This window comes from Massilia sp. P1_C10 (genome assembly GCF_056406475.1).
This window is the reverse complement of sequence record NZ_JBFUAC010000002.1, coordinates 30,593-54,858: the sequence shown is the minus strand read 5'-3', so window position 1 is coordinate 54,858 and position 24,266 is coordinate 30,593. Positions and strand designations below refer to the sequence as shown.

At 66.1% G+C, this 24,266-nt stretch carries 17 protein-coding genes; 6 read left to right on the top strand and 11 right to left on the bottom strand.

Annotation, left to right across the window (positions count from 1 at the left end; translation table 11 throughout):
* Window positions 1-165: 165 nt before the first annotated feature.
* Complete coding sequence (locus AC1D02_RS04345; protein WP_477314099.1) at window positions 166-2,256, top strand: ATP-dependent helicase; 2,091 nt, start codon at window positions 166-168, stop codon at window positions 2,254-2,256.
* Between the two features lies 1 nt (window position 2,257).
* On the opposite strand, the gene AC1D02_RS04340 is transcribed toward AC1D02_RS04345, so the two are convergent.
* The 5 genes from AC1D02_RS04340 to tssK form a co-directional block, all read right to left on the bottom strand.
* Window positions 2,258-3,145: a PAS domain-containing protein gene (locus tag AC1D02_RS04340; protein ID WP_477314097.1), complete on the bottom strand. Its 888-nt coding sequence runs from the start codon at window positions 3,143-3,145 to the stop codon at window positions 2,258-2,260.
* A gap of 420 nt (window positions 3,146-3,565) precedes the next feature.
* Complete coding sequence (locus AC1D02_RS04335) at window positions 3,566-4,348, bottom strand: hypothetical protein (protein ID WP_477314095.1); 783 nt, start codon at window positions 4,346-4,348, stop codon at window positions 3,566-3,568.
* Window positions 4,349-4,492: 144 nt separating this feature from the next.
* A complete protein-coding gene (locus tag AC1D02_RS04330) occupies window positions 4,493-5,428 on the bottom strand; it encodes a DUF2515 family protein (protein ID WP_477314093.1) in 936 nt (311 codons plus the stop codon).
* A 39-nt stretch (window positions 5,429-5,467) separates the two neighbouring features.
* Window positions 5,468-8,221 (bottom strand): type VI secretion system Vgr family protein, encoded by a 2,754-nt coding sequence (locus tag AC1D02_RS04325; protein WP_477314091.1) that lies wholly within the window; start codon window positions 8,219-8,221, stop codon window positions 5,468-5,470.
* Complete coding sequence (tssK, locus tag AC1D02_RS04320) at window positions 8,221-9,564, bottom strand: type VI secretion system baseplate subunit TssK (RefSeq protein ID WP_477314089.1); 1,344 nt, start codon at window positions 9,562-9,564, stop codon at window positions 8,221-8,223. The genes AC1D02_RS04325 and tssK overlap by 1 nt, the downstream gene beginning before the upstream one ends.
* Window positions 9,565-9,721: 157 nt before the next feature.
* Between tssK and tssF the strand changes: the two genes are divergently transcribed.
* Window positions 9,722-11,566 carry a type VI secretion system baseplate subunit TssF gene (tssF, locus tag AC1D02_RS04315; protein WP_477314087.1) on the top strand — a complete coding sequence of 615 codons (1,845 nt, stop codon included), beginning with the start codon at window positions 9,722-9,724 and terminating at the stop codon, window positions 11,564-11,566.
* A complete protein-coding gene (gene tssG, locus AC1D02_RS04310) occupies window positions 11,530-12,612 on the top strand; it encodes a type VI secretion system baseplate subunit TssG (protein WP_477314085.1) in 1,083 nt (360 codons plus the stop codon). The genes tssF and tssG overlap by 37 nt, the downstream gene beginning before the upstream one ends.
* 1 nt (window position 12,613) lies before the next feature.
* Here the strand turns inward: tssG and AC1D02_RS04305 are convergent, their stop codons facing one another.
* From AC1D02_RS04305 to AC1D02_RS04290, 4 genes are all read right to left on the bottom strand, one after another.
* A complete protein-coding gene (locus AC1D02_RS04305) occupies window positions 12,614-13,969 on the bottom strand; it encodes a hypothetical protein (protein WP_477314083.1) in 1,356 nt (451 codons plus the stop codon).
* A gap of 2 nt (window positions 13,970-13,971) precedes the next feature.
* Entirely contained in the window at window positions 13,972-14,241 is a 270-nt protein-coding gene (locus AC1D02_RS04300; RefSeq protein ID WP_477314081.1) for a PAAR domain-containing protein, read from the bottom strand.
* A gap of 79 nt (window positions 14,242-14,320) precedes the next feature.
* Window positions 14,321-14,956, bottom strand: a complete 636-nt coding sequence (locus tag AC1D02_RS04295) for a phosphohydrolase (RefSeq protein WP_477314079.1) — start codon at window positions 14,954-14,956, stop codon at window positions 14,321-14,323.
* 9 nt (window positions 14,957-14,965) lie between these two features.
* Entirely contained in the window at window positions 14,966-17,746 is a 2,781-nt protein-coding gene (locus tag AC1D02_RS04290) for a 7TM diverse intracellular signaling domain-containing protein (RefSeq protein WP_477314077.1), read from the bottom strand.
* Between the two features lie 193 nt (window positions 17,747-17,939).
* On the opposite strand from AC1D02_RS04290, the gene glpD reads away from it, so the two are divergent.
* Window positions 17,940-19,556 carry a glycerol-3-phosphate dehydrogenase gene (glpD, locus tag AC1D02_RS04285; protein WP_477314075.1) on the top strand — a complete coding sequence of 539 codons (1,617 nt, stop codon included), beginning with the start codon at window positions 17,940-17,942 and terminating at the stop codon, window positions 19,554-19,556.
* Here glpD and AC1D02_RS04280 read toward each other — a convergent pair.
* On the bottom strand, window positions 19,471-20,154 hold the full coding sequence (locus AC1D02_RS04280; protein ID WP_477314073.1) for a YceI family protein: 684 nt from the start codon (window positions 20,152-20,154) through the stop codon (window positions 19,471-19,473). The genes glpD and AC1D02_RS04280 overlap by 86 nt on opposite strands.
* Complete coding sequence (locus AC1D02_RS04275) at window positions 20,130-22,763, bottom strand: M1 family metallopeptidase (protein WP_477314071.1); 2,634 nt, start codon at window positions 22,761-22,763, stop codon at window positions 20,130-20,132. Before AC1D02_RS04275 ends, AC1D02_RS04280 begins: the two co-directional genes overlap by 25 nt.
* 118 nt (window positions 22,764-22,881) lie before the next feature.
* Between AC1D02_RS04275 and AC1D02_RS04270 the strand changes: the two genes are divergently transcribed.
* Window positions 22,882-23,586, top strand: coding sequence for a glutathione S-transferase family protein (locus AC1D02_RS04270; protein WP_477314069.1), 705 nt, complete (start codon window positions 22,882-22,884; stop codon window positions 23,584-23,586).
* 19 nt (window positions 23,587-23,605) lie between these two features.
* Window positions 23,606-24,229, top strand: coding sequence for a glutathione S-transferase family protein (locus AC1D02_RS04265; RefSeq protein WP_477314067.1), 624 nt, complete (start codon window positions 23,606-23,608; stop codon window positions 24,227-24,229).
* Window positions 24,230-24,266 lie beyond the last annotated feature (37 nt).

Here is a 24,266-nt window from a genome sequence, read left to right as displayed (position 1 = left end):
TTTAAAAACGGCCACTTAGCTTATCCATTGAATTTAACGCTTGAGCATCCGCAACACGGCGCGGCAAGTTAACAACAACCCGTCATGCAAAAAGGCCGATTTTTACTTGCGCTCATTTACTGGATAAATGTACAGTGCTATGAATTTCCCGACCGATTGCCATCAATGTCCGTAGTTGCCGTTCCCGATACCCAGGACGATCCCTATTCCAGCCTGAACGCCGAACAACGTTCGGCCGTCGAGCACGATATCGGTGCATCCGACGGCGCCGCGCGCCCGCTGCTTGTGATCGCCGGCGCCGGTTCCGGCAAGACCAATACCCTGGCGCACCGGGTCGCGCGCCTGATCCAGAGCGGGGCCGATCCGCAGCGCATTCTGCTGCTGACCTTTTCGCGGCGCGCCGCCACCGAGATGACGCACCGGGCCGGCAGCGTGCTGCATCGTGTAATGGGCATGCGCGGCAGCCAGGCGCCGACCAGCCTGCCGTGGGCCGGCACTTTCCACAGCATCGGCGCGCGCTTGCTGCGCGAATACGCCGGCCGGATCGGGCTCGACGATTCGTTCACCATCCATGACCGGGGCGACTCGGAAGACCTGATGGGCCTGGTGCGCCACGAAATCGGCCTGACCCAGACCGCCAAGCGCTTCCCGCTGAAGGGCACCTGCCTGTCGATCTATTCGCGGGTGGTCAACAGCCGCGATCCGCTCGCGCTGGTGCTGCAGAGCACGTTCCCGTGGTGCAGCGAATGGGAAGCCGAGCTCAAGACGCTGTTCGGCGCCTACGTCGACGCCAAGCAGGAGCAGAACGTGCTCGACTACGACGACCTGCTGCTGTTCTGGTCGGAAATGGCGTGCGACCCGGAACTGGGGCCGGAGCTGGGCGGCCTGTTCGACCATGTGCTGGTCGACGAATACCAGGACACCAACCGGCTGCAGGCCTCGATCATCACGGGCATGAAGCCGGACGGGCGTGGCGTGATGGTGGTGGGCGACGACGCCCAGTCGATTTATTCGTTCCGCGGCGCGACGGTGCGCAATATCCTCGACTTTCCGAAACAGTTTTCGCAGCCGGCGCAGATGATCACGCTGGACCGCAACTACCGCTCGACCCAGCCGATCCTGGATGCGTCGAACGCTGTCATCGCCGGCGCGCTCGAGCGCCACGCCAAGACGCTGTGGACCGACAAGGTGTCGACCGTGCAGCCTCAGCTGGTGCTGATCCCGGACGAGGCCGAGCAGGCGCGCTGGGTCTGCAACCGCATCCTCGAGCAGCGCGAGGCGGGGACGGCGCTGATCCAGCAGGCGGTGCTGTTTCGCGCCGCGAGCCACAGCGCCGCGCTGGAACTCGAGCTCATGCGGCGCAATATTCCCTTCGTTAAATTCGGCGGACTGAAGTTCCTCGAAGCGTCGCACATCAAGGACGTGCTGGCGGTGCTGCGCTTCGCCCAGAATCCGAGCGGGCGCATGGCGGGATTCCGTGTCGCCCAGCTGATTCCCGGCATCGGCCCGGCGACCGCGTCCAAGTTGCTGGACGCCGTGGGCGAGGCGGCCGAGCCGATGGCGGCCGTCGAGCAATTCGCCGCGCCGGCCAAGAGCAGTGGCGACTGGCAGGAGTTCGTCGCGCTGTACCGGGCGCTGCGCGCGCCGGGCCTGCGCTGGCCGGCCGACATCGAGCTGGTCAAGAATTGGTACCTGCCGCACCTGGAGCGCATGCATGACGACGCGCAAGTGCGCGCGGCCGACGTCGAGCAGTTGGCCCAATTGGCGGGCGGCTATGGCACACGCGAAACCTTCCTGGCCGAAATCACGCTCGATCCGCCGGAAGCGACCAGCGACCGCGCCGGCCCGCCGCTGCTCGACGAGGATTACGTGATCCTGTCGACAATCCATTCGTCCAAGGGGCAGGAGTGGAAATCGGTGCACGTGCTTAACGTGGTGGACGGCTGCATCCCGTCCGACATGAGCACCGGCAACGCCGACGATATCGAGGAGGAGCGGCGCCTGCTGTACGTGGCGATGACGCGCGCCAAGGAAAACCTGCACCTGGTGGTGCCGAACCGCTTCTTCATCAAGCAGCAGGCGCAGATGGGCGACCGCCACGTGTACGCCGCGCGCAGCCGCTTCATCGCGCCGGCCATGCTCAAGCATTTCGAGGAGTGCGTGTGGGTGACGGCGGATACGCAGCAGAGCCGCAAGCCGATGCCCGAGAGCGTGCGCATGCTGGTGCGCGACCGCGCGCGCAGTGCGTGGAAGTAGGTCAGCCGAGCTCGGTGGCGACGGCGACGTACTGGTCGACCGCGCCGTCGGCGCCCTTGTAGGCCTTGATCGAGCAGTGCAGCTGGCGCGGAACGCCGGCGATGTCGATGCGCAGGGTGCCGCTCCAGGCGCCGGCGCTCGACAGCTCGGCCAGGATCTCGGTTGCGATGTCTTCGGGGAAGGGTTCGCGATGCACGGCGTGCAGGTCGCGGCCACGCAGGCGTTCGACGGGCTGGCCGGCGACCTGGCAGAAATGGGAATTGGCGTCGACGATGCGACCTTCGCGATCGAGGGTGAGCACGAGCGCGCGTTCGCCGACCTCGTTCAGGATCTGGCGCGCGCGCTGCAGCTCAGCCAGCGCGGCGTCGCGGGCGTGAGCGGCGCCGGCCAGGGTGGCGTAGGCGCGCAGCGCGGCGATGACGGTGGTGAACAGCTTGCGCGTGGTCAGGTCGGTCTTGCTCCAGAAATCGTTGATGTCGTAATCGACGATGATGCTGTGCTCGAGCGCCTGGCCGGGCTGGCCGGTGCGCAGCACGATGCGCACCAGGTCGTTGTGCAGCTCTTCGCGTACCTGGCGGGCAAAGATCAGGCCGGCGTCGGTGGTTTCCATCATCACGTCGAGCAGCACCAGCGCGATGTCGGGAGTGTCGCGCAGCTTCTGCAGCGCTTCGCGGCCGGAGTAGGCGTGCAGGAAGCTGAGGCGGCGACCCTGGAAGTGGGTGTTACTCAGCGCAAACTTTGTGACGACGTGGACATCGACATCGTCGTCGACGATCAGGATGCGCCAGGGCGCCAGCTCGTCCACGACAGGCGCGCCTGTGCCTGGCGACTCGTCGTCGTCGATGAACAGGTCGGGATCGTCGGCATTCGCATTGTCGGTCGCTTGCATGAGCCCACACTAAGACAGAGCCGGCGCTTTGTCAAAGCAATTCCCGCTGGAAGAAAAGCTTGTTAAATGTGTCTTTGTTTGTGACTTATCCCCCGTGTGGAGTTTTTGTAGGACTACGCCTCGTCGCAGTGTGTAGGACAAAACGCCATCGTCTGCAAGTCATTGATTTAAAAAGGGAAAATTTCTGCCTCCGGAACGGGCATTTTGTCAAAAATGGCGTGGTTGCAGGGCTTTCAAGGCAGCAATGATGTCTTGTCCACAATGTTATCCACAGTTTGTGTGGATATCCCGAAAACCCCAATGAAATCCGTGGCTTAGCGCGCTGAGGCGGCGCCCTTCGGGTCTGGTCCTGCTGACCTGACCCCACTTTTTGTCGTCACGGAAACGCAAGCGACCATCAGTTTCGGCTTGGATGCTTTGCTAGTCCGTCAGATCCGGTAGCGGCGGGTCGACATATTCTTCGTCGATCGGAATCCCCTTCTTGCGAAATTCGGCTTCCTGCAGTGCACGAGTTTCTCCCATTTTGGAAATTTGGGGCTTCAACAGGGTTGTCCAACGAGGACGTTCCAAGCCGTCGACATATCCTCGAAAGTGGCCGTTTTCGTTCGATAGTTCAGTTGTAATCAAGTATGCGCCCGGTTTCGATAAGTCAACCAAAGTGCGTTCTCGCGTCATTTGCACGGTCAGAAACACACGGTCGGCGTAGAAAGTCCATTCCGTTAGATTGGCAAACTGCATCCATTCTTCCAGGGTCGGGACATACGATGGGTCCAAGGACGTTGACTTCCTAGATTGAAGCATTAAATCGGTCATGTGCTTTCCTCTCAGCCGTGCTACGTTTCGAGGAATAACTACCCGCCACCCGTTCTGAACTATGCTGTTCAGGTAGACGAATGTCTTTCTGCGTGCGTCGTCGTGTGAAATCGTATCCGTGTCAGCAAGGGCTGAATTTATTATGAATGAGTGCAGTCCTTCTGCAGGAAACTCCATGTCTTCAGTGCCGGTCACGCTGAGAACGTGTGCAATCGGTATGCTGCCGGTACGTTGTTCAATAACGACGGTTCCCATTGCATCGCTTGGCCAGCGAAGTTCGTAAAAATTTAATCCAGCTGGTTGACGGTCGACGTTCATCATTAAGCCATTTCGGCGAATGAAGGAGTCGGCTTTTTCGCCTATCGATAGATGAATCGAACTTTTTTGCATGGCGGGAAGGCTCCGTTGAGAGTAGGTGACAGTTCCAAATAGCGCGCACCCAACCAGAGCCGCGCCCAGGAAGATTTTTAATGCCAACTTCGGCCGCGTGGTACTACCCATTATCTGTACCATTTGTCCCCGCATCGGAGAGATCTATCCATGTCGCCATGATGGCAAGCACACCGTGAGTTTGTGAAATTTTCTCGCCGCTGAATCAATCCAGGCCATTCGGCTGGCGAAAGATTCGAGCATTGTCGACTGGGGAGCCAGGGACTTTACTTCAGCGTGCACGTTGTCACACTGATGGGTAAATACGAGCTGAAGTGTTGGGCTCGCCCATTGCGCATAGGCCGATCGCTGTTGCTTGACCCAGAAGGAAAATGCAGAATCGTCATAGATGAGCGGTTGCAAAATGACACCCTGTTCGTGATTGGCGATTTCGAGCAAATGCTCGAGTTGATATTTTTGTTTGTCGGTCGAGGCGGTGGCGGCTTCGAATTCCTTGAGCTTAGCGAATCCATTTTTGATTTCAGAGGATGGCGCGAAGTTTTTGATAATGGGAAGCGCCGTGGCATTCCACGGTAACCGCGCGACCTGCTGCTTTACGTTCTGAACGAATTTTCTGGCATCGCGCTCATCAAGGCATTTCTCGAAGGATGCGCGGTGGTTGCTGTGATACCAGTGCCAACCGCTAATGTCGCAAAAGAGCCAGAGATTTCCTCTACCCAGACCTTCCCACACAGTTTTGGTCGCAACGCTCATCGCTTGCACTTGCCATGCTTCGAATGTGCAGGCCACTGTCTTGCTTGCAAACGCGCCCAGCGCCATCCAGTAGTACCGTCCGATCTTGGTCGGGTCGCCACCTGCCTCCATCTCAAGATAGAAGCGTGCGTAGGTCGCAGCGATGCGTCGCGCCCGAACGGCGTAGTCGCGTATCAGTTTCCCCTTGTGCTTGCCGGAGTCGACGCAAAGGCGCCGTGTGCTGAAGTCCTGGGCCAGGGACCACATGATTGCGCAATCGCATTTGACACCAACGCAGGATTTCGGCGTGGTGTTGGTGGTAGCGTCCTTGACGCTTGCGTCAGCCATAGTGAGTCCTTTCGCGCGTGAACGCATGAGAGTGCGCCCTCATTTTTCCGCTCCCACCACCTCGAACCAACGCATCGCGAATTTGATTTTTTCGCTCGTTGTCGTCGAAATCCGATCTGTCGCGCCCGCCGCATCGGTGGCGGCGAAGTGCTTGCCATCGGGACCATCAATCGAATAAGGTACGGACGACATCGGGATGTCGTCCGGGTCGAGCAAGGCGAATGCTTCGTCATATTCCTTGACCCGCGTCTCCGGCAATCGGCTTAACTCAGCGGCATTCTTCCCCGCGTTGTCGAAATTATGCTTGCCACCCTTGACCGTAAAATTCCCCGGGCAGGCAAACGTGATATCCCCTCCTTGCAGCGTGACGGCGGACTGGCCCGCCTGGATCACGATCTTTTCCTTGGCCTTGATTTCGATGCAGTCGTTGACCGAGACGACGGTGATGGCCTTGTCGGCGAGGATCTCTAGCGCGTCGGTGTGTGCCTGCAGCGACAGCGGGCCGTTGCCTGCTGTCGCCTGGATCCCGCCGGCATGCGTGAAGAAGCTGGCCGCGCCGCCCGCCACCGAAGCCACCGTGTGCGCGGCGCTGAAGTGCAGGTCCGATTGCGCCGTCCAGTGGATCTGCCGGCCCGCGTACATGACCGTCGACGCCGGCGTCGCCCAATTGATCGTGCTTGGCGCATCCATCAGCACGATCGGCGCGCCGAATTTTTCGACGGGCTTGTCGGAATCCGGATCGCGGCTGCCGTCCTTTGCCTTGAATGCGCCCGCCACCTTGCCTTGCGCCTTCGGGTCGATCAGTTTGATGAATTTTTCCTGTGCGGCCTGCGCATCCTTGCTGGCCGATGCACCCTGCTGGCGCGCGGCGTCGGTCAGCACCTTGCCCAATTCCTTCGCGCCCTTCAGCTGCGAGAGCGCTTCGGCCGCATCCATCTGGGTCGATGCGATGCCGGCGCCCTGGGCCGTTCGCGCGCTGGTTGAAATGAGCACGCCATCGCCGCCGCGCACCACGCCCCACGCGTCGGTCCGCAACTCGAATCCGTTGCCACGATATTTGCCGCGCTGTGCCGACCATGGCTGCTGCTCGATCAGATAGCCCAGGTTCAGCTGGGTCGCCGCAGTGCTGCTGGCCAGCCGCATGCGCAGCTGCGACGCGCTGTCGTCGACCTGCCACTGGTTGTAGCCGCCGCCGTCGAAATTCGTGCTATGGATGCCGGACAGTGCGCCCGCGTGATTCGCGCCCGAATCGACGCCGGCGGAGTAGGGCGGCTCGTCGGCGCCGTTGTGCAGCTGTGCGACGACGATGGGCCGGTCGATGTCGCCGTCGATGAATTCGACCAGCACCTCGGTCCCGATGCGCGGCGTGAACACGGTGCCCCAGTTCGCGCCGGCCAGCGCTTCCGCTACGCGCACCCAGGCGCCCGACGTGTCGTTGCCCGGCGCATTCCCGCGCGGATCGGTGTCGTGGGCCAGTCCGCCCGGATTTGGCGCGGCGCCGCGCTGCCAGGCGAATTGCACCTTGACCTGATGGTCGCGCGTCGTCGTCGCAACAGCGCCGGGCAGACCCACCACCAGCGCGGTCTGCGAGCCCGGCGCCGTGATGGCGCGCCGTGCCGCGCCAGCAAGCGGCACGATCGCCACCGCATCGCGCACGCAGCCAAACGTATTGCGATAGGTCCCGCCATCGAGCTTGTCGGCGCCGCCACGCGACAGCGCCGGGTCGAAGTTGTTGCGCGCCTGGTGCCGGACCCAGAGCACGGTGAAGCGATCGTCGCCCGCATCGAACGAAGCATGCTGCGTCAACTGGAAGCTATGGCCGGCCGCAAGCTGGCGTACCGCGCCGGCGCCGGTGAACTGCTTGCTGCCGAGCTCGAACGCCTGCAGCGCCAGGTCGGCGTGGATGCGCGCGCCGTCGCTATCCGCGTGGCGCCGTTCGCCGGCGCCGTCGTACACCGCCAGCGGCGGCAGCGCGCCCGCCTCGATGTGCGATACCAGTTCGCTGGCCGGCGCGACCAGCATCCCGGGGTGCCAGCTTGATGTAATTGTGGAATTGGGTTTCACCTGGCCAACCGCCGCGAACTGGTCGATCGCGTCCTGGGTGTCGGTCGCGCGCATGCCGTGGAATCGCAGCGCGGCCTCGCCCGGCATGTCGGGCGCGCGCGCCTTGCTGTCGAAGATCACCAGCGTGTGCCTGGCGTGTTCGCTCGCATCGTCGGCCTGATCGTGATCGAAGCGCCAGTTCAATCCTTCCGACGCGAGGATCCGCTGGAGGAAGTCGAAGTCGCTCTCGCGGTACTGGGTGCAGACAGCGCGCGGCGCGAGCTGCCTGCGGATGTCGAACTCGAACGCGACCTGCGGATAGTCCGCCAGCAGTTCGGTGGCAATCTCCCGCACCGTCTTGTCCTGGAAGATGTAGCAGTCGCGCCGCGCGCGCAGCAGGCGCAGCGCCGGCTCGAGCAGCAGCCGGTAGCGCGCGACGCCGCCATCGGCGCCGACCCAGGCGGCGCTGGTGCAGATGCCGTGCCACGCGCGCCGGCTGCCGTCGGCCTGCAGCAGCTTGAGCGTGATTTCTTCGCCGAGGAACTGGTCCAGCTCAAGGTCGGTGGACGTGCTGAGGGCGTCGACTTCGAAGCGGAACAACTCGTTGACCGCCTCGCGTCCGGAAAATCGCTCGGCCATCAGCGATTCCGGCAACGCCGAGCCCTGCGCGGTGGCGAGGGTGATCAGGCGCGCGTTCTGGCTCAGGCCTGTGCCGAACTGGCCGAGCGCGGAGTTGATTTCGTCGCGCATCACGCAGCCACCGCAACGAGTTCGAGCTTCAGTTCGCGCATCCCGGACGGCACGTAGATCGAGATCGACTGCGCCTGCAGCATGCGCTCGTACATCGGCCCTTTGCTGTCGAGCGTGAAGTAGCAGATGTCCGGGCGCACCGGCACCGCGGCCGGCACTTGCGGCGCGTGCTGCAGCCGCACGCCCGGCATGGCCGCCAGCACGAACTTGTCGACGTCGTCGGGCGCGCCGACCTTGAAGCGCAGCGGCACCGCGTCGACCAGTTCCAGCGCCGGCATCGCGGCCGATACCGCGAGGTACAGCGCGGTGCGCTCGTCGATCTTGCCCGAGTCGAGCGCGCCGTGATGGTAGGACGGGCGCGTCTCGGTCAGCACGATGGCGAAGTATTTCGACGAAATCACGGTGTCGAGCAGTTCGCGGATGATCACGTGCAGCTGCGCGAACGGCGGCCCGGGATCGTCGTGCTTGTAGGGCGGCAGGTCGGCCAGCACGTAGTTCTTCGAGAACGTCATCAGCGCGCCGGCCAGCGTCAGCAGCTGCTGGTACAGGCGCTCGGGGTGCAGGGTCGGATGCTGGAAGTAATGCGACAGCGCGGCGTACGAGGTGCTGGCCGTGTGCAGCAGCCAGAACGTCGACATGTCGCCGGAACGGTATTCGATGACGTTCCTGCTCGGCTCGCGGTGGTGGCCGTGCAGCGCGCTGACCTTGGCCTGCAGCGCATCCATCAGCCGGCGCAGTTGCAGGAACAGCAGCGGCGCGCTGCGGATCGACAGGCTTGGCGGCACGAACGCGGGATCGACCTCGAAGCCGCCGGTCGACAGGCGCCGCAGCCGCACCAGCGGGAAGTTGACGTAGGCGTCGCGCGGCTCGGTGTCGGCCACCAGCCGCAGCGTCTTCTTCAGGTAGGTCACTTCGGCCAGCGCCGCCTGGGTGTACAGGTCGTGCGTCTTGGCGCTGCCCTGGGCGAAGCGGGCGCCGTTGTTGGTCTGGCCGGCCGGCGTGAAATTGCCGCCGAAGTGCTTGAGCGCGGGGAGGGCGGCGTAGAACGTCACCGTCGGACCAGGATCGAGCTCGCCCAGGTCGACCGGCTCCGGCACATCATCCTGGCCCGGCGCGTTAAAAATTTCGCCGTCCTGGAAAATCAGCGACAGCTCCAGCACGTGCAAAGTGTTGCTGGCCAGCGCCTCGCGGTCCACGTTCAAATGCGCCACGCCCCACGCGTAGGGATGCAGCGCCTTCACGCTCTCGTGCAGCCGATGTTCGTGGTACTGGTCCTGCTGCTGGAAATGCTGCGGCCGCAGAAACAATCCCTCGCCCCACAAGACCTTGCTGACTGTGCTCATCGTGATCCTCTCGGAAGGGTTTTTGATATCGACGAGAAACCATTTCACCGGGAATTTGCTCGCCTGCTGTTGCGCGCAATCAAGCCAATCGAGTGCGCTAGGCAATAAATTCACTATCTGGCGCCGCCGTTGCGGACGCGATTTGCGGGAGCGCGATGTGGAAGAACTGCTGCCCTACTACGAACGCGAACTGGGATTCTTGCGCCGCTACTCGCGCGAATTCTCCGAGCGCTACCCGAAGATCGCCGGGCGCCTGCTCATCGCCGGCGAGGTATGCGAAGACCCGCATATCGAGCGCATGATCGAGTCATTCGCGCTGCTCAACGCGCGCGTCGCCAAACGCCTCGACGACGACTATCCCGAATTCACCGAAGCCCTGTTCGACGTGCTGTACCCGCATTACCTGCGGCCGTTCCCCTCCTGCTCGATTGCGCGCTTCGACTGCGGCGGCGGCACGGTGCAGCTGACGAAGGCCGGGGAACTCGAACGCGGTACGAAACTCGAATCGCGCGTGGTGCAGAACGGGACCTGCACATTCCGCACTGTCTATCCTGTGTCCATCGCGCCGGTGGCGCTGGCCCGTGCATCGTTCGCGGCGATCCTCGCCGCACCGGACGCGGTGCAGGCGCCGCCCGGCGCCACCTCGAGCCTGAGCCTGACCCTGGAAGTCAGCGCCGACCAGGTCACGCTGGCGCATGTGGGACTCGGCAAGCTGCGCGTGTTCATCGACGGCGAACCGTCGTTCTGCGCGGCGCTGCGCGACGCCCTGTTCATGCGCGCGGTGGGAGCCTGGGCGCAGGTCGGCACGCGCGGCCGCTGGATCGCGCTGCCGGCCATTCCGCTGACGCCGGCCGGCTTCGCCGAAGACGACGCGCTGATCCCGTTCGCGACGCGCTCGCACCCGGCCTACCGGCTGCTGACCGAGTATTTCTGCTTCCCCGAAAAATTCAATTTTTTCGACATCGACGTCGGCGCGCTGTGTGCCGCCATCCCGGCCGGCGCGCGCTCGGTGACGCTGCATCTGGCGCTGGCGGGCCTGCGCGCCGATTCGAATACGGCGCGCATGCTGGGCGGTCTGTCGGCCAACAACCTGCTGCTCGGGTGCACGCCGGTGGTGAACCTGTTCCAGCAGCGCGGCGATCCGATCCAGCTGACCCACACCGCCGCGAGCTACCCGGTGCTGGCCGACGGACGCCGCGCCTTCGCCTACGAGGTGCAGTCGATCGACTCGGTCAGGCTGGTGCGCCAGTCGCCGCAGGGCGAGGAAGTGGTCGAATTCGGCCCGTTCTACTCGCTGCGGCATGGCCAGTCGCCTGAGAAGAATGGCCACTACTGGGTGATGCGGCGCGACGAGGCCGTGGCCGAAAGCTGCCCTGGCTTCGAGACCCGGATCTCGATCGTCGACATCGACTTCGATCCTGCCGCCGCCGAAACGCACACCCTCAGCCTGGAGCTGACCTGCACCAACCGCGACCTCCCGCTGTCGCTGGCGTACGGCGAGGCGGGCGGCGACCTGACACTGCAGGGCGGGTCGAACATCCGCTCGATCACCTTCCTGCGCAAGCCCACTCCGACCTATCGCTTTCCGCGCGGGCGCGGCGCGCACTGGCGCCTGATTTCGCACCTGTCGCTCAATCACCTGTCGCTGTCGGCCGGCGGCCTGGAAGCGTTCCGCGAAATGCTGTCGCTGTACGACTTGCCGCGCTCGCCGATCTCGGCGCGCCAGATCAGCGGCATCGCCGACATCGCGCACGCCGCGGCCAACGCCTGGCTGCCCGGCAATCCGTTTCCCTGCCTGGTGCGCGGCGTCGAGGTGCGCCTGACCATCGACGAGGAGGCGTTTGTCGGCAGCGGCGTGCACGCCTTCGCCCGCATCGTCGAGCAGTTCCTGGGACTGTACGTGCATGCCAACAGCTTCACCCAGCTGGTGGTGCTGTCGAAGAAAAACGGGGAGGAACTGCTGCGATGCCCACCACGAAGCGGCGATTTGAACCTGGTGTAATCGAGCGCCTGTTCGCTGAGCCGCACCGCTTCGAATACTTCCAGGCGGTGCGCCTGCTCGAACTGTGGCTCAAGCGCCACGGCGTGCCGCACGAAGGCGCGGTGGCGAACTTCCTGCGCTTCCAGAATTCGGTGTCACTCGGTTTCCCGGCCAGCCAGATCGAATCCCTGCAGCCGGAGCCGCGCGAGATCGGCCGCGACGCCGCGTCGCTGGGCGCCGCGCTGCAGCGCGCCCAGCTCAAATACGTCCGGGTCACGCCGGCCTTCATGGGCATGCTCGGCATGGCGGGCAGCCTGCCGGCGCATTACACGGAACGCATCGCCGCGCAGCAGCTGTTCGACAAGGATGAAGGCCCGCGCGCCTTCCTCGACACCTTTTCGAACCGCGCGCTGGCGCTGTTCTACGAGGCCTGGCGCAAATACCGGCTCGAGCTGAAATACCAGATCGAGGGCAAGGACAGCTTCCTGCCATTGCTGCTGGCGCTGGCCGGCGTCGGGCATCCAAGCCTGCAGCGTCGCCTGCACGATGGCGGCGACGGCCTGCGCGACGAGTCGCTCGGCTATTTTTGCGGGGCCTTGCTGCACCGGCCGACGTCGGCGGGGTCGATCGCGCGCGTGCTGTCGGAGTATTTCGGCCAGCCGGTTGGCGTCGAGCAATTCGTCGGCAACTGGTATGAACTCCCGCTGACGCAGCAAAGCACGCTGGGGGTGGGCAATTGCGCGCTGGGCGCCAGCGCGGTGGTGGGCGCGCGCGCCTGGCAGCGCGACTTGCGCCTGCGCGTGAGCGTCGGGCCGATGGCGCGCTCCAGCTTCGACGCCTTCCTGCCGGGCGGCGCCGCGGCGCGCGCGCTGGCCCGCATGCTGGCCATGTTCACCGGCCTGACCTTCGAATACGAAATCGAGCTGGTACTGCGCGCGGCCGACGTGCAGGGCGTCAGGCTCGATCCGGCGCGCAGCGGCGGCCGGCTTGGCTGGGACACCTTCCTTGGCGACGGGGCGGGCGCGCACGACCGGCGCGACGTGCGCTACGATATCGACGCGGCGTGATTCAGGCCGCGCGCACCAGCACCGCGCAGCGATAGTGGCCGTCGGTATTGCTCACGCAAAGCACCTGGCCGCCGTCGGAGCGCGCTTCCTGAGCGGCCAGCGCGAGCGCCGCCAGCGGCCCCACCGCGCCCGCGCTGCCGCAAGTGGCGCCCACGTTCATCATCGCGTCCAGCTCGAGATGCGGCAGCACGGCGTGCGCCATGGACATCAGTTCGCCCATGCGGTCGGGACGCATGTCGGCATCCGAGCAGATCATCGCAACGCAGTCGGACTCGGTCTGGGCGGCTTTCAGCGACTGGCGCGCCAGTGACGGCAGCAGCTCGCAGCGGCGCGGATCGGCCGACTCCGACCGGCGCCCCTCGCAGGCGCCGTGCAGCGTCGCCAGCGATCCGGATGGGAGCAGCGCCGCCTGCGTATCGTCGGCCAGCAGCAGGCCGGCCGCGCCCTCGCCCGGAATCTGCCCGCGCGGATTGCGCCCCGTGAACAGCACGCCACGGTCATGCCAGTCGCGCACGGTGTCGTCTCCCAGGTGTGACTCGCAGGCGATCAGCAGCGTCATGCCGGGGACGGCGCGCAAGGCGGCGGGCAGCGAGAAGCCGTCGGCGCCATCGGCCGCCGGCTGGAGCCGCTGCGCCGGCCAGCCATGCTGCTCGACCAGGTGCAGCATCCACTGTGTTGCGGCGAGGCGCTGCTCGGAGCGCCACGCGCCGGGCAGCAGCGCGGCGAGGTGCAGCATCGGCAGCCCGACGGCGTCGCGCTCGTCCTGCGCGGCGCCGAGGTAATCGGGCAGCAGCGGATGCAGCATCGCGTGCTGCGCCAGTTCGGCCACCACCGCGCCGCCCATCGCCAGCGCGCGCCATTGCTCGTCGCTGAAGCACAATTCCCCGCGTCCGTGCCTGGCCAGCCATGCGCCCATCACTTCGCGGGCGGAGACGGGATCGGCGTGTTCGAAGCGGCCGCTGAGAACCGGGTAGCCGGCGTCGTCGGTCAGTTCTCCATCGAGTTCGCATAGGGCGCTGTTGCTGCGCAAGGCCTCGGCCAGCGCTTCGGCCGAATCGCCGCCACGCAGGCGCACGGCGACGGCGGCGATGGCAGGCAGCGACTCGGGCGCAGTCGCGGCAACGGGGACGGCCGCCGTTGCGGCGGCGGGTGCGGCGGCGCGCGCGCGCAGCGCATTCCGGCCCACCCACAACGCGCACAGCAGCGCGGCCGGCACGGCGATCAGCAGGGCGCCGATCGCGATCCCGGTCGGCGGGTTGGGCGTCGAGCGCAGGTAAGCGACGCTGGCGAACCAGCATCCGCAGCAGACCGCCAGCGCGATGGCCGAATCGGCGGCGAGATTGCGGGCGGCGGCCATGGCTAGATCAGGTCCGTGGTGGCCTGCTGGCTGGCGATCAGGGTCGCGCCGCATGCGGTTTTGTCGCCGTGGCGCGCCACCGGCTTGCCATCGACGATGCAGGTCGGGTCGCCCTGGGCGATCGGATTGCTGCCGTGGCCGGCCAGCGGGCAAGTGGTCTTGTCGCCCATGCGCGCCACCGCGATGTCGCCGGAGGTGGTGTGCGGCGAAGCTTCGATGACGGTGCCGCCGTGCGAGGTCTTGTCGCCCAAGCGGATGATTGCGCCTGCCATGATCGACTCCCGTGCAATTGGCGAGCGCCCATCGTAGCGCTCCCGCGCCGGATGAACTTGAACAAAAGCAAGGGTCAGGTCAGGCCAGCGCTTTCAGGCGGTCCAGTTCGGCCAGGAAGCGGTCGCGTGCGACCGCCGGCGACCACGGTTCCCAGGCCTGGCCGCCGTACTGCGCCGCCAGCGGATCGTGCGACAGGGGAGGCACAGTAATTTTCAATGTATGCAGCACTTCGTGGGCCGACCAGCCCACCACGTGCACCGCCTCGCTGGCCGCGGCCAGCCGGTCGGCGCGCTTGTGCTGCGCGTGCTCCTCCGGCATCCATGGCGCCAGGCCGTAGCGCAGGAACACCGCGCGTTCGAGGCGGCCGGTCAGGTCGCGGAAGCTGTCGCCCATGAACGGCTTGAGCACGGAGATGCAGTCGAAGCCGAGCAGTCCTTCCTCGGCGTCGTGCAGCAGTTCGCGCAGTTCGTCGAGCGGCGCCAGCGGCGCGGGCGCGGCGGCGCGGCGCAGCAGCATCACCGTGATCGAATGCTGGGCCACCGACAGCGGCAGCGGCCAGGCCGAATGCCCGCCCCAGCGATAGGTGCGCGCCAGTCCCAGCGCCAGGTCTTCGTCTTCCCAGTCGTCAGGCGTCGGGTTGAGCAGGTCCAGCCGTTTGCCGGACGGCATGCGCACCCATGCCCGGGTGTGCGGATCGTGCGGAGTCGTCGTCATCCAGGGATTCTACAAGATCGCGCCTGCTTCGGCCGTCGGCTTCAGGCTCTCCAGCGCATGCGCCAGCGCTTCCTCGAACTCGGCGAACAGCGCCGGCGCGAGCTGCCCGGCGCGGGCGTGCGCTTCGAGCGCATCGGCCAGGTCGCGCAGCCGCGGCGAACTCAGATAGCCGGCACTGCCCTTGACCGCATGGAAGGCGTCGGCCGCAGCCGCGTGGTCGCCGCCGGCGATGGCGGCGCGCGCCTGGTCCAGGCGGCGCGGCGCCTCCGACAGGAAGGCGTTGGCGATGCTCGCCATGTGCGCGGCGGTCAGGCCGGGCATCGGCACGATGCGGACAGGTCCGCGCGGCTCGCCCGCCACGTCAGGCGCCGCCGGCGTCGCCGGTCCTGCGCGCGGCAGCGTGCGGCCGGCGGCCAGCAGCTTGTCGATGGTTTGCTGGATCGCTTCGAACAGCCGCGCTTCGTCGACCGGCTTGGACAGGAAGCCGTCCATGCCGGCGGCGATGTAGCGCGCGTTGTCGTGCGCGCTGGCGTTTGCCGTCAGCGCGATGATCGGGATGCGCGCATCGCGCACCTTCAGGGCTCCCGGCCGCGGCGCGCGGACGGTGCGCGTGGCCTGCTCGCCGTCCATCACCGGCATGCGGATGTCCATCAGCACCAGGTCGTAGTCGGCGGCGGCCAGCGCGCGCAGCGCTTCGACGCCATTCTCGACGATATCGACCCGGTGCCCCATCGCTTCGAGCAGCGCGCCGATGATAATCTGGTTGGTGCGCATGTCTTCAGCGCACAGCACGTGCAGGCGGTGGGCGTGGCGCTCGTGGTGCGGATCGGGGCGCGCCTGCGGCGGCGCGGCAGCCGCGGCGAGCGGCAGCGTAAAGGCGAATCGCGAGCCGGCGCCAGGCTGGCTCTCGACCGCGATCGAGCCGCCCATCAGGTCGACGAGCTCCTTGCAGATCGCCAGTCCCAGCCCGGTGCCGCCGTAGCGGCGCGTGGTCGAATGGTCGGCCTGCTCGAATTTCTGGAACAGGCGCCCAAGCACGTCGGGCTCGATGCCCGGCCCGGTGTCGCGCACGGCGAAGCTGATCGGCGTAACGCGGCCGTGCGGCGCGTCCGCGGCCACCGTCAGCCGCACCTCGCCGCGCTCGGTGAACTTGATCGCGTTGCCCAGCAGGTTGACCAGGATCTGGCGGATGCGGGTCGGGTCGCCTTCGACGAATTCGGGCAGGCCGTCGACCATGTTGACGCGCAGCGCCAGTCCCTTTTCGTCGGCCTGGCCTTGCAGGATGCCTGTCGCGTCGGCGATCAGGCCGGCCAGCTGGAACGAAGTCGACTCGAGCGTCAGCTTGCCCGCGTCGATCTTGGAGAAATCGAGGATGTCGTTGAGGATCGCCAGCAGGGACTCGCTGTTGTGCAGGCCGATGCGCAGGTACTCGCCGGTGCGGCCCTGCACCGCGCTGTCGCGCAGTCCCAGCTTGAGCATGCCGATCACGCCGGCCAGCGGCGTGCGGATGTCGTGGCTCATCGCCGACAGGAAGTCGATGCGGTGGCGGCTGACCACCTCCGCGTGCTCCTTCGCCACCGTCAGCGCCGCGTTTGCCCTCACCAGTTCCTGGGTACGGGTGGCGACGCTCTGTTCCATCTTGTCGCGCAGGATGCGGATCTCGTCGGCCAGCGCGAATGCCAGCAGAAGCGCATCGATGGTGCCACCAAGCAGCGACACCAAAGGCGTGTTGATCTGCGCACTCGAGATCAGGCCGAGGTTGGCCGGCACGATCAGCAAGGCGGGCGCGAGGACGGCGACAAACCCGAGCACGAAGAAGCGCGCCGGCCGGAACCCGCGACGCCAGGCGACGATCCCGCAGATGAGCGCGAGGATGATCCAGAAGCTGCTCACGATCGTCGCCAGCTTGTGCGCCCAGCCCAGGGCGAATACGCAGGACGGCATCAACAGCAACGGCACGACCAGGTTGACCCGGCTGATCGCGGCCAGCGTGGGCGCGACTTCGCGCAGGCGCAGGAATGACAGGTAGAACAATGTCGAGAAAACCGGCAGCAGGAAGAATGGGATGTAGTGGAACCGGGCGTCGCGGAAATCGAACAAGTCGGCCAACACGTTGAAGGCCGTGCCCCAGGCCAGCGCAAAGGCGACCACGTACAGCGCGTAGTACAGGTAGGAGCGATTCCGCGTGAACGAATAGATGAAGAAATTGAAGATCGCCAGCGCGCCGAGCGCGCCGAGCGAGCCGATGATCAGGAAATTCTCGCGCGCTACCAGCTGCTGGTACTCGGCACGCGGTCGCAAAACCATCACCGGCGCCCGGACGAAGTAGGGACTCGAAAGACGGATCACAAGCTGGTAGTCCAGGTGGGGATCGAGGTTCACGTCGTTACCGTAATGGAGCATGTAGTCGTGCGGGACCTTGAAACCGGTGCGAACTTTCTGCACGCTGCCGTCGGCGCCGAGCAGGTGCGACTCCGCCACGAAAACCATCGTGTTGTACGGCGCCAGAACCCATTGTGTCGCAGGGGATTGGTTACGCAGTTTGATGACCATCCAATAGGAACCACCGGCCGGATCGACCTTGGCGGCCGGTTCGAGCCCCTTCATCCAGGCTGGAACCGTCGCCGCGCTGGCCGGAAAATCACCGCCACGGTCCTTGAACAAGGTCGCCTGATCGAGCGCGAAGTGGGTCGCTTGCGGGAGCACCAGTTGGGCATCGCCGGCCAGTGCGTGGCCCGCCCAGACCAGGGAGTGCAGGACCACCATGACCAGCATGAGGAAGACGCGCATGGATACCGTTTTTGTTTTATATGGTTGAACCAGCCGGGACGAAGCCGCCAGCTTCGCCGGCGCCAGCGCGAAGATTTCATGCATTTTAATGCACAATATGCGCTTCTTTGCGGAAGCGGGGCGACAGCGCTAAAAAATCTGATCACGATAGCTTTTTAGACCACAATGTGGGTGAGTAGACGCGGAGCGCTGAATGGGCGAAACCCTTGAACGAATAGATTGCGATGTGCTGGTGGTGGGCGGCGGGATCAATGGCGCCGGAATCGCGCGCGATGCGGCCGGGCGCGGCCTGCGCGTGGTGCTGTGCGAGAAGGACGACCTGGCCGCGCACACGTCGTCGGCGTCCAGCAAGCTGATTCACGGCGGGCTGCGCTACCTCGAACACCGCGAATTCGGCCTGGTGCGCAAGGCGCTGATCGAGCGCGAGCTGCTGCTGCGCAGCGCGCCGCACATCATGTGGCCGCTGCGCTTCGTCATGCCGCACGACGCCGGCCAGCGCCCGGCGTGGCTGATCCGCGCCGGCCTGTTCCTCTACGACCGGCTGGCGCGGCGCGAATTCCTGCCCGGCTCCGCCGGCGTCGACCTGCGCCGCCATCCGGCCGGCGCGGCGCTGCAGCCGGCCTTCAAGCGCGGCTTCGAATACTCCGATGGCTGGGTCGACGACGCCCGGCTGGTGGTGCTGGCCGCGCTGGACGCGCGCGAACGCGGCGCGCTGGTCCTGACCCGCACCACCTGCGGCGGCGTGCAGCGCCATCCGCTGCACTGGAGCGCAACGCTGACCGGCGCGGCGGGCAGGGCGCGGCGCGTCAACGCGCGCTGCCTGGTCAACGCCACCGGGCCGTGGGCCGGAACCTTCCTGCAGGGCGCCCTGGGCACGCAGCTGCAGCCCTCGCTGCGCCTGGTGAAGGGCAGCCACATCGTCGTGCGGCGCCTGTTCGAGCACGATTTCGCCTACATCTTCCAGCATCCCGACGGACGCATCGTGTTCGCGATGCCGTACGAGAGCGAGTTCACGCTGATCGGCACCACCGACCTCGATTTCCGCGGCGACCCGGACGCCGTCGCCATCGACGACGCGGAAACTGCCTACCTGTGCGCGCTGGCGAACGGCTACTTCCGCCAGCCGATCGGCCCGGGCGACGTGGTGTGGTCGTATGCAGGCGTGCGGCCCCTGGTGGACGACGACGACGCCAGCGCGCAGGCCGCGAGCCGCGATTTCAGGCTGGCGCACGACACCGGCGGCGCGCCGCTGCTCACTGTCCTGGGAGGCAAGATCACCACCTTTCGCAAACTGGCGGAGGAGGCGGTCGACTGGATAGCGCCGCAAATGGGCAACAGCAAACAAGGATGGACCGCGGACGCCTGCCTGCCGGGCGGCGACCTGTTCGGCGCGCGTCCGTCGAACCGCGGTGTGCTCGAATTCGGCCAGTGGACGGCGACGATGCAGCAACGCTATCGCTGGCTTCCCCCCGCGCTGCTGCGCCGGTACGCGCGTGCCTACGGCGCCCGCATGGCCGTGCTGCTGGAGGGCTGCCGCAAGCTGTCGGACCTCGGCCCCGAGATCGTGCCGGGACTGTATCCGGCAGAAGCCGACTACCTGATGACGCACGAATGGGCGCGCAGCGCCGCCGACATCTTGTGGCGGCGCTCGAAACTGGGCCTGCACCTGCCGCCCGGCAGCGCGGCAAAGGTCGATGCCTGGATTGCCGATCGCGGCGCCAGGCCTAGCGCGCTTTCGCCACAATCCGGTAGCGCAGCTCCAGCGTGTCCATCACCGTCATTGCGCCCCCCAGCACCGACATCGGCGTGATGCCGAAATCGCTCTGGCGCAGCTGAACTTCGCCGCTGGCGGTCACGCTGTCCGCGGTTTCTTCGATAACGGCCGGCGCCGCGACGGTGCGGCTCACGCCATGCAGGGTGATTGTCAGCTGGACTGGCTGGCCGGCCCGCCGCTCGGCGTGCAGCGATACCACCGGAAAGCGCTCCGCGTCGAGCACGCGACCCAGCATGTTGGCGCGCGTGCCGGCGATGGCGTCCTCCGGCGGCTGGGCGCCGAGGCCGGCCTCGCGCCGCAGCGCAGGGTCGTCGACGCTCATCTGGTCGAGCCGAAAGCTGAAGTCCGCACGTCCCTGCGCGGGCGCCGCGAAGCCGGTGATGGTGCGGCTGGCGACAAGGTGGTCGTGGCCGAACCGGGCAAACGGGCCGCCGCGCCGCACGGTGACGGCAATCAGCGATTGCGCCGGATCGATCGCCAGCACTTTGGCCCCTGCCGCCGCAGCCTGGCGATACCAGCCGAATTGATCGCCCGAAGCTGCCGTGGGAGCGGGCGGCGGCGCGACGCGGGCGCAGCCGCCAAGCAACGCGGCCAGCGCGAAGGCCGCGCCTAGTTGGCGTGCGCGGCCAGCCATGCGTCGATCTCCGGCAAGCGCTCGCTACGCGCCCTGATGCGATCCCTGATGCTGTCGACCGCGGTTTCGGCGTCGCGCCGCGATCCCGGCGCCAGGTGGGCGCTCGCGTACGCCTCCAGCTTCGCGATCGTCGCGGGATTGGCGGATCCGGCGGCCAGGCGCGGAATGTAACGGCTGCGCGAGCTGGCGTCGACGCGCTCGTTTACCTTGGGCAGGTTGGCCAGCGCGAAGTCGAACGCCAGTTCGGGATGGTCGCCCGCCACCTGCGCCAGCATGGCCGCGCTGTTGGTCAGGCCCGGCGTGTCGGTCATCGCCAGGTCGAGGGCGCGGCGCGCCAGGGCTTCATCGGCAGGGGAGGCCAGCAGGCGGTATAGCTGGTCCTTGATCATCGGCGACTTCTCGCGCTCGGCTTCGGCGCGCAGGGACTCCCACGCCGCGCTGTCGGCATGCTGCGCGACGACCGCCATCAGCGCCTTGCGCAATGGATTATCGCCGGCACGACTGTACAGGCGCCGCGCTTCCGCGACGGTGGCCTGGTCGTTCAGGTTGGACAAGGTGAAGACCAGCTTTTCGCGCAGGTTGGCGACGGTAGCGTTCTCGCCGGCGCGCGGCGCCCATCCGACCTGTTTGAACACCGGCAGCAGGCGGCCGGCCGCGAAGGCGTCGAAGCGCTGCTGGCGCGCGCGATCGCCGGCGTACATCTCGTGGATGTCGTTGAACACGCTGGCGATCTTGCCCCACACCTGAGGGTCGGCCGACAGCGGCGCGGCGTTCGACAGTTCGAGGAAGTCGGAGGCCGGCTGCATCCCGGCCACGCCGAGAGACCAGGTATCGGCCAGAAGTCCCATCTGGTCGATTGGCGCAAGTTGTGCGAAGCCGGTGGCTAGCGCGCGGAAATGCGCCGGCGCGTAAGTGGTGCGGTAGTAGCCGTTCTGGCCGGCGTTGACGATCACCGTTCCGCAGCCGGGCACGCTGACGCTGGCCTTGCCGCCGGTGACCAGGGTGCGCACCTTGTGGCTCGATCCGGCCGCCTGCAAGGTCACCGGGACGCGCCAGCGCAGCGGCTGTTTGCCCGGCTGGCCGCGGCTGAACTCCGATTGCGTCAGTTCCACCTGGGTGCTGCTGCCGCGGCAGGCGGCGGCGTCCACGCGGATCAGCGGCACCCCGGCCTGCAGCGTGAAGTCGTGGGCGATATCCCTGACCGGCTTGCGCGCCGCCGCTTCCATCGCCCGCCACAGGTCGTCCGACACCGTGTTCTTGTAAGCGTGCTGGCGCATGTACGCGCGCACGCCGTTGCGCCATGCCTCGGCGCCGACGTAATCCTCCAGCATGCGGATCACCGACTCGCCTTTCTGGTAGGTGATTTCGTCGAAGGCCTGGCTGGCCTGTTCGACCGTTTCGACATGCTGTACCACTGGGTGCGTCGAGGCCACCGAATCGCGCACCATCGCCGCCTCGCGCACGTTGACCGCGTTTAGCGCGGTGTTCCATTCGGGATGCAGCTGCGCGGTCATGCGGCTTTCCATCCACGAAGCGAAGCCTTCGTTGAGCCACAGGTCGTCCCACCACTGCATCGTCACCAGGTCGCCGAACCACTGGTGCGCCATTTCGTGCGCCGCGGTGAGGAATACCTCCTGTTTGTCGGACTGGGTGGAGATGGCCGGGTCGAGCAGCATCGCGTATTCGAACGAGAAGATCGCGCCCCAGTTCTCCATCGCGCTGAAGAACTGGCTGCGGCCCGGCGCGGCGATGTTGTCCAGTTTGGGCAGCGGGTAGTGCACGCCGAAGTAGCGGTTGTATTCGCCCAGGATCGCCTTCGCCGCATCGAGCGCGAAGGCGGCCTTGGCGGCGCCCCCTTTGGTGGTGATCACGCCCAGCTCGGTGCCGCCGGCCATGGCGGTGGCGCGTTCGAATTCGCCCAGTCCGAAGAACAGCAGGTAGGTCGACATCTTTGGCGTTGCGGCGAACTTCACCAGGCTGCGGCCGTCGGCCAGCTTCCTGTTGGAGGCGACCGGCATGTTACTGACGGCCATCTGGCCGGCGGGGACAGTGGCCTCCAGCGTGAAGCTGGCCTTGTATGCCGGCTCGTCCCACGACGGAATCATGCGGCGCGCATCGGAGTTTTCGAACTGCGTGTACAGCGCGCGCTTCTTGCCCGCAGCGGTATCGTAGTCCAGCGAGAACAGGCCGGCCGCCTGCTGGCCGATCACGCCCTGGTAGTCGAGCGCCAGGCGGTAGCGGCCTTTAGGGACGGGCTGGGCGAAGCGGAAGTTCGCGGTCTGCGCGTCGGCGTCGACGCCGACGGTGGCAGCGACGGGCGCGCCGCCCGCTGCTGGCGTGAGCATGGCGCTCGCGAATTTGAGATCGGCGGCGTTCAGCGTAATCGTGCCAGTGGGCGCCTCCACGTCGAGTGTAATGACGACCTTGCCGGCAAACGTGCCGCGAGCGGCGTCCGGTGTGATGGCGACGTCGTAATGGATCGGGCGTATCCCGCGCGGCAGCTGCGTGGTGATGCCGGCGATGGGCGCCGCGGCCGGCGCGGCCATCAGCGGCTGGGCCGCCAGGCCGGCAAGTGCGAATACGGCGGCCGAAATCAGGGTGCGATGCATGGAGTTCCTTGTGCGAAGTTCGTCCCGCAATCTAAAGTGAAAGGGCGGGCCTGTCAACGCGCGCACGGCGGCGATTCGGGTATGATCCCAAGCTGCTTCCCAGATTGAAGGAATAGCCATGATCGACCTGTATTCAGCCGCCACGCCGAACGGCCACAAGGTGTCCATCGCGCTGGAGGAACTCGCGCTGCCCTACACGCTGCATGCGCTCGACCTGCAGGAGAACCAGCAGAAGGAGGACTGGTTCCTTGCGGTCAATCCGAACGGGCGGATTCCGGCCATCGTCGATCGCGCCGAGGACAATTTCGCCGTGTTCGAATCCGGCGCCATCCTGGTCTACCTGGCCGAGAAGACCGGGCGCCTGATGCCGGCCGATGTCAAGGGCCGCTCGCTGGTGATGCAATGGCTGATGTTCCAGATGGGCGGGATCGGCCCGATGATGGGGCAGGCCAACGTCTTTTTCCGCTACTTCCCCGACAAGATCCAGCCGGCCATCGACCGTTACCAGGGCGAGAGCCGGCGCCTGTTCCGGGTGCTGGACACGCGCCTGAAGGACCACGAATTCCTGGCCGGCGATTACTCGATTGCCGACATCGCGAACTGGGCGTGGGTGCGCACCCACAATTGGTCTGGCGTCGCGATCGACGACTTGCCGAACCTGAAGCGCTGGGTCGACGCGATTCGCGCGCGTCCGGCGGTGCAGCAAGGCCTGCTGCAGCCGCCGTCGCAGCGCGACCTCGCATCGAACGCCGAAGAGAATGCCGAAAAATATGCCGCTGCGGTGCGCGGGATGGTCGAAACCGGCCAGTCGAAAAACGCCTGATCAATCACCTGGAGAGAAAATGAAACTGTACGTCAGCAGCCATGCCCCCAACCCGCGCCGGGTCACCATGTTCATCGCCGAAAAAGGCATCACCGGCATCGAGAACGTGACGATCGATATCATGGCCGGTGAGCAGCACAGCGAATCGTTCATCTCCAAGAATCCGCTGGCCCGCGTGCCGGCGCTGGAGCTGGACGATGGCCGCGTGCTGTGCGAGACCCGGGCGATCTGCAGCTACCTGGAAGGCCTGTACCCGGAGCCGAACCTGATGGGCGAGGGTTTCGAGGAGCGCGCTTTCATCGAAATGGCGGACCGGCGCGCCGAGCTGCACCTGATGGCGCAGATCGCCAACTCGGTGCGCCATACCCATCCGGCGCTGGCGGTGCTGGAGAAACCGCAGTTCCAGGATTTCGGCGCATCGCAAGGGGAAAAAATGCGCGACGCGGCGCGCTGGCTTGACGGCGTGCTCGCCGACCATCCCTATGTGGCGGGACACCGCTTCACGGTCGCCGACATCACGGCGTTCTGCGCGCTGGAGTTTGCGCGCGGGCTGCTGAAGTTCAAGCCTGGCGCCGAAGGGATGAACCACCTGCAGGAATGGCGCGACCGGATCGCGGCGCGGCCGAGCGTCGGCCGGCCATAAAGGGTGGGGTCGGGTCCGCCGGACCCGACCCCAAACC